Source organism: Streptomyces sp. B8-7 (genome assembly GCF_058833805.1).
The window spans coordinates 1,482,825-1,495,898 of the sequence record NZ_JBYRRL010000002.1 but is presented as its reverse complement, the minus strand read 5'-3'; the positions used below and the strand labels follow the sequence as shown (position 1 = coordinate 1,495,898).

Annotated in this window: 5 protein-coding genes; 4 read left to right on the top strand and 1 reads right to left on the bottom strand. The window is 76.1% G+C overall.

The window, feature by feature from the left end; translation table 11 throughout:
• Positions 1–66 precede the first annotated feature (66 nt).
• Positions 67–3,864, bottom strand: a complete 3,798-nt coding sequence (locus tag AC5K6T_RS15080; RefSeq protein ID WP_493209372.1) for a LamG-like jellyroll fold domain-containing protein — start codon at positions 3,862–3,864, stop codon at positions 67–69.
• A 577-nt stretch (positions 3,865–4,441) separates the two neighbouring features.
• On the opposite strand from AC5K6T_RS15080, the gene AC5K6T_RS15075 reads away from it, so the two are divergent.
• The 4 genes from AC5K6T_RS15075 to AC5K6T_RS15060 all read left to right on the top strand — a co-directional run bounded on the left by AC5K6T_RS15075 (position 4,442) and on the right by AC5K6T_RS15060 (position 13,066).
• Positions 4,442–7,432 carry a type 2 lanthipeptide synthetase LanM family protein gene (locus AC5K6T_RS15075; RefSeq protein ID WP_493209371.1) on the top strand — a complete coding sequence of 997 codons (2,991 nt, stop codon included), beginning with the start codon at positions 4,442–4,444 and terminating at the stop codon, positions 7,430–7,432.
• A 159-nt stretch (positions 7,433–7,591) separates the two neighbouring features.
• Positions 7,592–7,792 (top strand): hypothetical protein, encoded by a 201-nt coding sequence (locus tag AC5K6T_RS15070; RefSeq protein WP_493209194.1) that lies wholly within the window; start codon positions 7,592–7,594, stop codon positions 7,790–7,792.
• A gap of 118 nt (positions 7,793–7,910) precedes the next feature.
• The gene (locus AC5K6T_RS15065) at positions 7,911–10,874 is read left to right on the top strand and encodes an ATP-binding protein (protein WP_493209193.1); all 2,964 of its coding nucleotides are present in this window, start codon (positions 7,911–7,913) and stop codon (positions 10,872–10,874) included.
• A gap of 338 nt (positions 10,875–11,212) precedes the next feature.
• Positions 11,213–13,066 carry an AfsR/SARP family transcriptional regulator gene (locus AC5K6T_RS15060; RefSeq protein ID WP_493209191.1) on the top strand — a complete coding sequence of 618 codons (1,854 nt, stop codon included), beginning with the start codon at positions 11,213–11,215 and terminating at the stop codon, positions 13,064–13,066.
• Positions 13,067–13,074: the final 8 nt, after the last annotated feature.

Below are 13,074 nucleotides of genomic sequence, written 5' to 3'. Positions count from 1 at the left end.
CGGCGGCGTCGGCACACCGCCGGCCCGGCCCGGGGGTCCGCGCGGGTTCACCCGGCGCGGAGCCGGTCAGTCGCCGACCGTCTCGCCGATCTGCGTGGCGGAGGCCATCGCGCCCGCCCACAGCCGCACGTCCGAGATGCTCGCGGGCAGGTGGTGGGTCCAGGCGCCGCTGTCGAAGGCCTGGCCGAGTGCGAAGTCGCCGCTGCCGGTCTTCGCGGTGAAGGCCGTGGGCTCGCCGTTGCGGTTGGCGCTCAGGTAGAGGCTGACGGTGCCGTCCTGCGCGTCGAACACACCGGTGAGCCGGACCGTGCTGTCCAGTTCGGCGGGCTTGTCGGAGGCGACGGAGCTGAAGGTGCCGTCCGCGTTGAGCCGCCCGAAGTGCCAGAGCCCGGAAGGCACCGTCTTCTCCTCGAACGTCTCCTCGTCCAGCACGGTCTCCTTGCCGGTCAGCTCGAACCACAGGCCCCAGGCGGAGCCGTCCGCGGTGCGCTGGCCGAGGACCTGGCCGACGGTGCCGACGTCCTGCGCGGCCAGCCGCGCCCCGTCCAGTGCGACCGCTGTGGTCACGGTGAACGAACCGGTGTCGTCCACCAGGGGGCCGGCGGCCGTGGCCGCGCCGTCGGTGCCGTCCAGCACGATCGATCCGTCCTGCAGCGTGGCGCCCCCGGACAGGGTGAGACCTCGGCCGTATCCGGACGCGGTGTCGGGGACACCGGTGCCGTTGCCGGCCGCCGGGTCCCAGGCGGCCGTCAGCTCGGCGCCGTTGAAGCCCTGGCTGGTGGCGAGCCGGGCGTCGTCGGCGAGTTCGCCGTCCGTCAGGGCCCGCTGCCAGGCGCTCACCTCGTCGATGGAGCCCGGGAAGTAGTCGGTGTAGTTCCCGCGCCACAGCACCCGGCCGATCTGGAGACCGCCCGCGGCCTGCCATGACGGCTGCACCGTCTGGGTTCCCTGGAGCTTGCCGTTGACGTAGAGCCGGGTCTGCCTGGCCGGTGCGTCGTAGACGGCGGCGACATGCGTCCACACGTCGAAGGAGGCGGGACGGCCGGCGACGATCATCTGCTCGGTGATGTTGCCGTCGGTGGCGTCCTTCGGTGAGGTGCGCAGCGTCCAGGTGCCCTTCGACGCCATGTAGGACAGGTAGAACCCGCTGTAGAAGCCGCCGTCCTGGCCGAGGACGGTGCGGTTGCCGGTTGCTCCCGCGTCGAGCTTGGCCCATGCCGAGACGGTGAACGAGGCACGGGTGTCGACGACCGCGGTGCCGGTCGCCGCGTACCCGGTGGCGCCGTCCAGTGCGAGACCGCGGTCGGTGACCGGCGTGACCAGCGGGCTACCGGCGGCGTCGCGGGTCAGGACGCCGCGGCGGCCCCGCTCGTCGCGGGTGGCGCCGCCGGTGAGCGTGGCGTCGTGCCGGGTGGAGCCTTCCGCGGTGCCGGAGTCGGTGGCGGCGCCGTTCGGCTCGTCGAAGTGCCAGCGGCCCACGGGGCCGTCCCCGGCCTCGACCAGGAAGTCCACGACCGACTGCGCGCCGGGCCCGGTGGAGTCCTTGGCGCGGACCGCGAGGCGCTTGGTGCCGGCGGTCTCCGGGGTGACGGTCACGGTCGCCGGGACGGTGCTGCCCGCGCTCGTCCACTCGCCGTCCGGCTCCAGCCGGTAGTCGAAGCCGGTCACGTCCGCGTCCGCGCTGTTCGCGGCCAGGGTGAAGGACGCGTCCTCGTCCGGACCGCCGTGCGCCTCGCAGGCGTCGGCGGTGCACTCGGTGTACGGCGAGCCGATACTCACCTGCGGGGCGTGCGGTCGCTCCGCGTCGACCTTGAAGTAGCACCAGCCGGTGGTGGAGGCGTTGGAGGGGCCGGACAGGTAGGAGGAGCCGCCGTTGTAGTAGGAGCGGACCCAGGCCCGGTAGCGGTAGAGCTTGCCGTCGGCCAGCGACGGCCAGTTCATGTTGAGAGCCGTGCCGTCGCCGACGTAACCGGAGGAGGGCCGCAGGTCGCCGTTTCCGGCCGGGCTGTCCACCCAGGTCCCGGCGCCGTCCTGGTAGTCGATGTCGAAGTACACCTTCAGCTGGGCGCTGCTCTCGCCGCCCGACTCGGTCTGGGCGGTGGCCATCAGGTTGGGCGTCGGGTCGGAGACGATCTGCGGGTCCGCCGCGTCGGTCTCGCACGCCGGCTTGCCGTCGGCGTTCAGCCCGATGCCGGTGGGCTTGGCGGGCAGGCCCACGTAGTCCACGGCGAGCACGGCGTCGTTCTTGAAGCGCTTCCAGGCCGAGGTGTCCGACTCGTCGTGGGCGCGCAGTTCCAGGGTGAGCCGGGAGAACTTGCCCGCGGCGAAGTCCTTCACCGTCGGGGTCAGGTTCTCGTTGGTCTCCGCCGGGTTGTCGTTGAACTCGATGGGCGCGGCCGGCTGCGAGGGACTGCACGCCGAGCCGCGGCCGGCCGACACGTACCGGTCGACCATCCAGTCGAGTTCGCTGGGGCGCGAGGACCAGGTCGTGGAGGAGGAGATGTTGTTGGTGCGCACCAGGTCGACCCAGCGTGCGTCGCACGTGAACGACCACGTCTCGGTCGCGCGGAAGGTGGCGTCCAGCACCTGCTTGCCCTTCAGGCTCGCGGGCGAGAACTCGAAGTACAGCCGCTGCGTGTAGCCGGGACCGCAGTAGTAGCCGCTCCAGGTGCCGCAGTGGCCGACGCCCATGCCCTGGCCGTCGGAGCCGTTGCCCCAGCCGTAGGACTCGTAGCCGTCCGAGCGCAGCAGGGTGCGCTCCGACTCGCCCCAGGTGACGGTGGGGTCGATGTAGATCGGGTACTCGTCGGCCTTGGTGGCCGCGACCAGGGAGCGGTCGGGGACCACGGACAGGGACGTGGCCGTCACCCGCGTGTCCATGACCGCGACGTCGTCGTCGTGGGCGGGCTGCTGGGAGCGGTCGACCGCTCCCGCGCCGGAGGTGCCGGATCCGTCGGCGGCGCCCGGGGCTCCGCGATCGTCGGAGGTGCCGCCGGCTCCGGGCTGGTCCGTCGCGGCAGCGGTTGCGGACGCCGGCCCGGTGGCGGACCGGGCCAGGGAACGCGCCCGGGGAGCAGTCGCCGCGGTGGGTGTGACGGTCGTGGCCGGGCCGTCGGTCTCCGCTGCGGCTGCCGCGTGCGGGGACGGGGCCGCCGTCGTGGCGGGTGCGGCGGCCGCGGGACCGTCCTCGCCCGCGGAGTTCCACATCTGGGCGCGTGGGGCACGGAAGACGGTGCGTCCCTGCGCGTCGACGGCCGCGAGGCTGCCACCGTCCTGTTCACGGACCATCAGGCCCGAGGCTCGCAGCCCGTAGTCGATCCGCTTCAGTTCCGGGTCGGCGGCCGCCTGCGGGGTCTTGACGACCAGCACATGGCGGAAGCCCTCCAGCGTGGCGGTCACCTTCAGGTCGACGTCCGGAAGCACGTCGGGGTACAGCGCGCTGCTGCCCTCCAGCTCCGGCTCCGGCAGCCTGCCGGGCCAGGCCAGGCTCAGCGAACGCCCCTGCTCGGAGATCCGCACCAGGTCGGAACCGGTACCGCCACCGGAGAACGCCATGTCGACAGCGGCCGCCTTCGGGGCCACCGTGCCGTCGGCGCGGCGCTCCAGTGTGGCGTCGGGCCGCTGCCAGCCGCCCCCGTCCTTCGGCACCCGCACCGGCACGGTGGAATCCACCAGCCGGAAGGAGTAGCCGTCGGGATTGGCATACGTCGTCTCGTACGCCGTGCGCTGCCCGACGACCTCCACGGGCCGGCCACTCTCCTTGGCCGCGGCCGACGCCTTCTGCTCCTCGGTCTGCGGAGCCGTCCGGCCCGCGGCGGCCGCCGCCGGTACGACCGCGCCCTGTACTCCCGCGGCCGCCGCCATGGCGATCAACGCGGACAGCACCCGTCCGCCGGCTCGTCGTCCACCGCCGCGTCGCGGACGCGGCACACCCCACCCCATTGATTTCCACCCCGGGTTCACACAGATCTCAAAAATGACCCGTGCACTAAAACCCGCAGGTCAGTACCACCGCAAGCAGATCACGGGGAGGGATATTTCGGAAATTCAACGTTCGATTCCGGACACTCCGCACGGGTGCCGCACCGTGCGTCGGCACACCCTTCTCCGACGTCGCAGGAGTGCGCGTGAAGCCCTGACGGTGGATAACCTCTGTACGCGACGGACCAGTTGCCTTCCCCGTCCAGGTCATCCCGCGCTCAGCGACATCTTCCGGCGATCGGCCAAGCCCGATCGGCAGGATGTGACGCAACCGAGACCTCCGGTGTGGGCGGATCGCGTGCACGGCTCCGGCGGCAGGGGCGCGGCCGGAACTCGGCACAGGTGTGCGACCCGTAGAACATGGGGGGTTCTCCCCCATGCGGGGTCGGCACCCGCCGTACGAGGATCGGGCGTGCCGGTGAAGCAGCCGGTGGAGCGGACCGGACGGCGGGGAGGGACGATGGCGGCGGAGGCCGGATCGGGGCGGGCCGCGGCCACGCTGTCGGACAGCGGGCGGTGGTGGGAGGCCGGACTGGTCTCCGGGGACGCCGGGCGGGGGCGGCAGGAGCGGCCGGACTGGGCCGCGTTCGCCGAGCAGGCCGCCGACGCGGCGCCGGTGGAGGCCCTCGCACCCGAGCGGGACCATCCCGGGCTGAGCGGTTTCGCGTGGGTGCTGGAGCCCTTCACCCGCTGTGCCGGGGAACGGCTGGAGCGGCGTCTGCCGGCTCCGGCGCGGGTCCACGTGGACCTGGACGCCGTCCGAGGAGACCTGGAGCGGCAGCTCGGTGCCCGGCTGGCGCGGGCCGCGGCGCGCACGCTGGTGCTGGAACTGCACGAGGCGCGCACCGCCGGGCGGCTCGACGGGGACGACTCCCGGGCCAGGTTCCGGCACTTCCTCGGACGGGCCGCCGCCCGGCGCGGTCTGACGGACCTGCTGGCCGGACGGCCGGTGCTGGCGCGGATCCTGGGACGGGCGGCACTCGACGCGGCGGACGCGACGGCGGAGGCGCTGGAGCGGCTCGCGCACGACCGCGACCGGCTGACCGGCGGGCTGCTGGGGCGGCCCGGCCGGGACCCGGGGCCCCTCGTGGGGGTCGAGCCGGGCGCGGGCGACGGGCACCGGGGCGGCCGGGGCGTGATGCTGCTGCGCTTCGCCGACGGAACCCGGCTGGTGTACAAGCCGCGGCCGCTCGCCGTGCACCGGCACTTCAACGACCTCCTCGCCTGGTTCGGCCGGCTGCCCGGAGCCGTGGACCTGCGCGCCCTGCGCCTGCTCGACCGGGGCACGTACGGGTGGGTGGAGTTCGTCGAGGCCGGGCCCTGCGCCGGGGGAGCCGAGGTGGAGACCTTCTACCGCCGCCAGGGCGCCCTGCTGGCCCTGCTGCATCTGCTGGACGGGACCGACCTGCACCACGAGAACCTGATCGCCGTCGGGGCCCACCCGGTGCTGGTCGACGTGGAGACCCTGTTCCACCCTCCGCTGCCCGGCGCCGAGACCCGGGACCCCGCCGCCCGCGCCCTGCACGACTCGGTGTACCGCGTCGGGCTGCTGCCCCAGCTCCTGGTCGGCGACCACGGCGCCCTGGACGTCTCCGCCCTCGGCGGCGGCCGCGCGGCGGTGTCGCCGGTGGACCGGGCGGACTGGGCGGACGCCGGCACCGACCGGATGCGCCTGGTGCGCAGGACCGGGCGGCTCGGCGAGTCCGCCAACCGGCCACGGCTCGCGGACGGTACGCCCGTCGAGCCCGGGGCCCACGTCGAGGCGCTGTGCGCGGGGTTCTCCGCCGCGTACACGGCGATCAGCGGTGCGCGGGACGAACTGCTCGCCGCGCCGGGCCCGCTGGCCGCCTTCGCCGACGACGAGGTGCGGGTGGTGCTGCGTCCCACCTGGGTGTACAGCATGCTTCTCGACGAGACGACCCATCCCGGGCTGCTCAAGGACGCGGACGAGCGGCAGCGGGTCCTCGCGACCCTGCGCACCGGCCGGTTCGGCGCGCTCCCCGGGCCCGGCCCGGTGGAGGAGGAGATCATCCAGCTCTGGGCCGGGGACGTGCCGTTGTTCACCGCCCGGCCGGGCGGCTCGCAGCTCCTCGGCGCGGGCGGCCTGCCGGCCGGCGGGACCGGCCTGCCCGGGATCGCCCGGGTCACGGCGAAGCTGGCGGCCCTGGACGCCGTGGACCGGCAGGACCAGGAGTGGATCGTGCGGGCCGCGATGGCGACGGCCTGCTCCGAGCCCGCGCACCGGCCCGCCGGACGGCGCCGCCCCCCGACCGCGCCGCTCGCCCCGGAACCGGAGCGGCTGCTGTCGGCGGCCCGGTCGCTCGGTGACCGCCTGGTCTCCCTCGCCTACCGGGAAGGCCCCCGCAGCAACTGGATCGGCCTGGAGCTCCTGGACGACCGCTACTGGCGGATCGGCCCCATGGCCGCCGACCTGGCCGACGGCTACAGCGGACCGGCCCTGTTCCTGTCCCAGCTGGCAGCCCTGACCGGAGCGGGGCACTACGCACAGGCGGCCCGTACGGCGCTGGCGCCGGTACCCGCGCTGCTCGAAGCGCTCGCGGCCCGGCCCGACGACCTCGGCGCGGTGGGCTCCGGGGCCTTCTCGGGCCTCGGCGGCATCGCATACGCCCTCGGCGAGGCGGCCCGCCTGCTGGACGACCCGGACCTGCGGGCATCGGCCTCCGCCGCGCTGCGCCTGGCGGCCGAGGCGACCCGCACGGAGAGCGGTCTCGGCCTGGCCACGGGTGCCGCGGGCGGGCTGGCCGCGCTGCTGGCCGCCCACGGGGCCGGCGGCGGGGGCGCCGAGCGGGAGACCCTGCGGGCCGCCGCACGGGCCTGCGCCGACCGGCTGGCCGCCGCCGACCTCACATCCCTCGGACGGTCCTTCACCGGCGGGACGGCCGGGGTCGGATGGGCCCTGCTGCGCTTCGCCGACACCTGGCCCGCCATCGGCGCGGGGGGCACCGGCGCCGTCGAGCACCACCGGAGGGCGGGGCTGGCCGCACTGCGGGCGGCGGTGGCCGGGGACGCCCGGGACGACGGCGGGGCCCGGGCGTCCGCCTGGTGCCGCGGGCGTGCCGGGATCGCGCTCGCGGTGCTGGACGCGCCGGGCGCCCTGGACGACCCGCGCCTCGCGGACTGGGCCCGCAGGAGCGCCGGGGAACTCGGCCGGGACCGCACGGCTCCGGACGACAGCCTCTGTCACGGCGAGGCCGGGCTGTGCGAACTGCTGGCACACCACGCACTGCCGGAGGCACGCCGTCCCTGGGTCCGCCGGGCCGGAGCCCTGCTCGCGTCCGTCGAACAGGCCGGCCCGCGCAGCGGCGCCCCCGGCGGAGTCCCGCATCCCGGCATGCTGACCGGCCTGGCCGGGATCGGACACGGCCTGCTGCGCGCGGGCTTCCCGGAGCGCGTGCCGTCGCTGCTCCTCCTGCGGGCGGCCGGGCCCTGACGCCCGGCTCGGCACGGCGCGCGGGCCGGGACCGGGACGACCCGGCCGCCGGCCGCACCGCCGGGCGCCCATCCCTGCCGCACCACCGCACCACCGCACCACGCACGGCCCGGCACGACCACCACTTCCGCCCACACGAAGGATGAGAGGCGAGCGACCATGCAGATCACTGACTCGGTGAGGTACGTCGACGGCGGAGCGGGTGCGGAGGCCGCGGGCCAGGAGCATCCGGTCGGAGAAGTCACCCTCGGCGCGGGCGGCGCTCTGGGGCGGCGCAGCCGGCTGCTGAGGTCGGTGGAACCCGACACGGCCGACGCGGTGGACATGCCCTTCACCACCGGCACCATCACGCTGGCCTGAGGGAGTGCGCACCCGCCCCCGGCGAGGTGCCGGGGACGGCGGCCGGACGCGGGAGGCGGAGGCCGGGGCGCTCCCCGGCCCTCTGCCGTGTGGCAGAAGGATCAACTAGCCTGCGCACATGCGTGCGATGTCGTCGGTCATCATGGGGCGGGACGCGGAGGTCGGGCTGCTGGACAGGGCCCTCGACAGCGCCGCCGGGGGCACCGGACGGGCGGTGTTCCTGCTCGGCGAGGCGGGGATCGGCAAGTCCCGGCTGGTCGGTGAATGCGCCCTGCACGCCTATGCCCACGACATGGCGGTGCTGCGCGGCCGTGCCACGTCCACCGGGCTGGTCGTGCCCTTCCGGCCCCTGGTCGAGGCGCTGTCCTCACGGTTCAGGGCGGCCGGCGCCCCGGACGACCCCGAACTGGCCCCCTACCGGCCCGCGCTGGCCGGACTCGTGCCGGAGTGGCGGTCCGCCGCGGCGGCGTCCGGCTACGCGATCTCGCTGGTCGAGCTCGCCGAGGCGCTGCTCAGGCTGCTGGCCGTGCTCGGCCGCGAGCGGGGCTGCGTCATCCTCCTGGAGGACCTGCACGACTCCGACACCGAGACGATCGCGGTCATGGAGTACCTCGTCGACAACGTGGCCGACGTGCCCGTCCTGCTGGTCGGCACGCTCCGGCCCGACCCCGGCCCCGCGCTGGACCTCGCGCTCGCCGCGGAGCTGCGCAACACCGCCGAGCTGCGGGAGCTCGGAGCCCTCACCGAGGACGCCGTACGGGACATGGTGGACGCGTGCCTGGGCGCCTCACCGGGTGAGGTGCCCCCGGCCGCGCACCGGCACCTGGCCCGTCGGGCGGGCGGCAACCCCTACCTGGTGGAGGTGCTGCTGGCCGACCTGCTGGACACGGGGCGCCTGAGCCGGTCCGGCGGCGGATGGGTCCTGGCCGAGCAGGACGAGGCGCCGGTGCCGAGCGGCGCGGTGCGCAGCTGGGCCCGCCGGCTGGACCGGCTCGACGAACCCGTGCGGGAGCTGCTCCTCGTCGCGGCCACGCTCGGCGGCCGGTTCTCCGTCGAGGCGGTCGGCGCCGTGACCGGCTTCGACGACCGCGCGCTCTTCGCCCACCTGCGGTCGGCCTCGGAGGCCGGGATCATCGCCCCGGACGGGGCGGCGCACGACCGCTACACCTTCCGCCACGTCCTGACGGCGGACGCGCTTCGGACCTCACTGCCCCCCGCGGAACAGGCCGCGCTGGCCCGCCGCGCGGCCACGGCCATCGAGCAGTCGGCCGTCGAACTGTCGGGCGAACAGCGTCAGCTGGTCGCGGCACTCCGGCTGGCCGCGGGCGACACGACGACCGCCTCCCGCCAGTTCGCCCAGGTCGGACGGCAGATGCTGGACGCGGGCGCGTCGGGCTCGGCGGCCGTACTGCTGGAGCGCGCCCGCGGCCTCGCCCCCGACGAGGAGCGCGACGAGGTGACCGTGCACCTGGCGATCGCCGAGGCCGAGGCCGGCCGGCTGGACGCCGCCTGCGCGCTGCTCGACGACCTGCCGCCGGCCCCCGCCGGATCCCGCGCGGCGGAGGAGCGGGCGCAGGCGCACACCCAGGTCGCCTGGGTCGCCACCATGGCGGAGCGGCCCGGACAGGCACGCCGGCGGATCCGGGCGGCCCGCTCCCTGCTCGGGACACCGCCGCGGCCCGAGCAGGAGGCGGCGCTGGTGGTGGTCGAGGGGCACCTTCTGCTGCTGCCGGAGCGGGACGGCCCGCACGGACACGGGCGGCTCGAGGAGGCGGAACGTTCCGCCCGGCGTGCCGCGCTCACCGCGGAGGAACGCGGCCGGCCCGTGGTGGCCTGCCGCGCCTGGCAGTTGCTGGCTCTGCTGTCCCGCGAGCGGGGATTCGACGAGGCCGACGCCTGTCTGGTGCGGATGCTGGCCGTCGCCGACCGGCACCGGCTGGCGGTGTGCCGGGCCGAGGCACTGGTACGGCTCGGCACCAACGCCTTCATGCGGACCGGCGAGGCCGCCCGGCTGGAGTCCGCCCGGCAGGCGGCGCACGAACTCGGCTCGCTGGCCCTGCTCCAGACCACCGACGGGCTGCTCGCCATGCAGAGCGTCCTGGCCGGCCACTGGGACCGGGCCGGGGACATCGTCGAGCGGTCCGTGGAGGCCAGCGCCCGCCTCCAGAACCTGTCGGCCCACCGCTACCTGCTTCTCGTCGACGCCACCCTCGCCGCCCACCGGGGGCGGACCCGCCAGCAGGAGCGGGCCCTGGCGCGGTTCCGCCGGGCCGGCGGCGAGGAGTCGATGCTGGTGCCCCTCCAGCGCGGACTGTGCCAGGCCGTGGGTGCGCTGATGGCCGAGGACCGCGCACGGGCGGCCGCCGAACTCGACGCGGTCGCGGCCTGGGAGCGCGAACACCCCAGCTTCTTCTACCTCAGCGGCAGCCACGGGCTGCGCCCCCTGCTGCGGGTCCTCGCCCGCGACGAGGGCGGCCCCCGGGCCCTCGGCGCGGCGCTGGCCTCACCGGGCGGGCAACTGGCCTGGAACCGGATGTTCCTCGGCATGGCGCAGGCGCTGCTGCGGGGCCGGGACGGCGACGAGGCGGGCGCCCGGCGCAGCGTGCGGGAGGCCGCACGCGCGGCGGAGGCGTTCCCGCAGGCCTGGCATCTCGCCCTGCGCCTGACCGCCGAGGGGGCTCTCGACGACGCGTGGGGCGAGCCGGTCGCCTGGCTGCGGACCGCCGAGGAGTACTTCCACGGGGCGGGCGTGCAGCCGGTCGCGGGGGCCTGCCGGGCCCTGCTGCGGCAGGCGGGCGTCAGCGTCCCCCAGCACCGCGGAGGCCGCGAGCGGATCCCCGCGGAGCTGCGTGCGGCCGGCGTCACCCCGCGCGAGTACGAGGTGTTCGTGCTGCTCGCCGAGCGGCCCGGCAACCAGCAGATCGCAAGCCGGCTGTGCATCTCCCCCCGGACGGTGGAGAAGCACATGGCGAGCCTGATGGCCAAGACCGGCAGCGCGGACCGCTCCGCGCTGTGCGCGCTGTCCGCGCAGCGGGCGCAGGACCAGGAGCCGCAGACCAGCAAGGCGCCCACGCCCCGCTGAGCGCTCCGCCGGGAGTCCTGCGGCAGGACGCCGGTCGGCCGCAGCGCCGTCGTGGCCGCTCGCGCGGTCGCCCGCCGCCCCTGCGGGGCGCCGCCGTACCGCGGGGGACGCGCCCGGTGCGCCGGGTGCCGCGACCGGCGGAAGGGGCGCGTCGCGGCCGCCGTGGGTGGGGGCCGCCGGCCCCGGTATGGGGGACCCGCCCCCGGACATGGGGGGTCGTTCCCCCACCCCGCCCCCACGGGCGGAGGGAGTCTGCGGGCCCGGTACCGATGTGTGGCGGGACGATCCGGCGGACCATCGAACGGCCGACTCCCTTCGCCCCCACGGAGGTCCGCCCGATGCCGCGTCCGTCCGCGCAGCCCGCCGTGTCACCGCCCGCGGCGCCACCCGGTGCCCTGCGGTTCTCCGTCCTCGGCCCGCTCGCGGTGCACGGGGACGGCCGCCCGCTGCCCCTCGGCCCGCTCAAGCAGCGCGTCGTGCTGGCCGCGCTGCTCGGCTCCGCCAACAGCCCGGTCTCCGTGGACGCCCTGACCGACGCGGTGTGGCCCGAGGAGCCCCCTCGTACCGCCCGGAAGAACCTCCAGGTGTACGTCAGCGCGCTGCGCGCCCTGCTCGCGGACGACGACCGGGACCGCCCCCGGCTCTCCCACACGGGCGCCGGCTATGTGCTGCGCGCCACCGAGGACGAGCTCGACCTGCTGCGGTTCCGCGCCCTGGTGCGGAGCGCCGAGGGGCGGGATGCGCGGGCCGCAGCCCCGCTGCTGCGGCAGGCCCTCGACCTGTGGCAGGGGCCGCCGCTGGGCGGGGACCTGCGGCGCTCGCCCCGGCTGGCCGAGGAGGCCGAGCGGCTGGAGCTGCGTCATCTCACGGCGTACGAGAGCTGGGCGGAGGCCCGGCTGCGGCTGGGCGGCGCGCCGGCGGTGGCCGAGGAGCTGCGCGACCTGGTGGAGCGGCATCCGCTGCGGGAGCGGCTGCGGTCCGCGTGGATGTGCGCGCTGAGCGCGTCCGGCCGGCAGGCCGAGGCGCTCGCGGTGTACGACGACTACCGGCAGCTGCTCGCCCGGGAACTGGGCCTGGAGCCGAGCGCCGCCATGGCGGCGCGCTACCGGGCGGTCCTCGCGGGCGGGGAGGAACCGGGGGCGGACCCGGACACCGGTCCGGCGCGGGCTCCGCACGGCCCGGGCCGGGGTGCGGCCGCGGCCGCGCTGCCGCCGGACGTCGCCGACCTGACCGGCCACGGCGGTGAACTGCACGACGTCCTCGACCTGCTGGCGGACGACGTCGGCGGCGGTGTCGTGCTGCTGTCCGGGCCGGTCGGGTCCGGGAAGACCGCGCTGGCCGTGCGTGCCGCGCATCTGCTCGACGACCGCTTCCCCGACGGGCGGTTCTGTCTCTCCCTGCGGGACGCGGACGGACGGCCCCGGCCGCTGTCCGCCGTGCTCGCCGAGGCCGGCGCCCTCACCGGCCGGTCCGCGCCGCCGGCGCCCGAGGCGTGGCGGGCGTGGGTGGCCCGGCGGAACGTGCTGGTGATCCTCGACGACGTGCCGGACGAGAGCGCCGTACGCCCGCTGCTGCCGTACGGCGGACGGGGCAGGGTGCTGCTCACCGCGCGCGGCCAGCTCGGCGGGCTGGCCCCCGTGCACCGGCTGCCGCTCCCTCCGCTCGGCACCGCGGAGGCCCTGCAGCTGCTGTCCGGGCTCATCGGCCCGGGCCGGGTGCGGGCCGACCGGGAGGCGGCGCTGCGGATCGTGCGGGCCTGCGGCGGGTCGCCGCTGGCGGTCCGGGTGAGCGGGATGCGCCTGGCGGTCCTGCGCCATGTGCCGCTGCGGGAGTTCGCCGACCGGCTCGCCGACCCCGCCGCAGCGCTGGACGAACTGACCTCCGGGGACGTCTCGGTGCGGCGGTGGCTCGCCCGCGGCTGGGCGGCACTGCCCGAGGGCTGCGGCCGGGACGCGGGCCGGCTCGCCCTGGGCACCGGGGACGGCCCGTTCGGGCTGACCGAGGCGGCCGAGGCCCTCGGCTGCGACGAGCGGCACGCCGTGCGGGTGGTGGAGGGGCTGATCGAGGCCGGCCTGGTGACCTCGCCCTGTCAGGAGGTCACCGCGCACGCCGTCCAGTACGAACTGCCGCATCTGATACGGCTGTACGTGCACGGCGTCCGGCCTGCCGCGGACCCCGAGGTCCGGGGCTGACCGGCCCC

What these genes read in the sequence shown, in the direction of transcription:
- AC5K6T_RS15080 (WP_493209372.1), bottom strand. Translation starts at nt 3,864, where the DNA reads ATGGCGGCGGCCGCGGGAGTACAGGGCGCGGTCGTACCGGCGGCGGCC.
- AC5K6T_RS15075 (WP_493209371.1), top strand. Translation starts at nt 4,442, where the DNA reads ATGGCGGCGGAGGCCGGATCGGGGCGGGCCGCGGCCACGCTGTCGGAC.
- AC5K6T_RS15070 (WP_493209194.1), top strand. Translation starts at nt 7,592, where the DNA reads ATGCAGATCACTGACTCGGTGAGGTACGTCGACGGCGGAGCGGGTGCG.
- AC5K6T_RS15065 (WP_493209193.1), top strand. Translation starts at nt 7,911, where the DNA reads ATGCGTGCGATGTCGTCGGTCATCATGGGGCGGGACGCGGAGGTCGGG.
- AC5K6T_RS15060 (WP_493209191.1), top strand. Translation starts at nt 11,213, where the DNA reads ATGCCGCGTCCGTCCGCGCAGCCCGCCGTGTCACCGCCCGCGGCGCCA.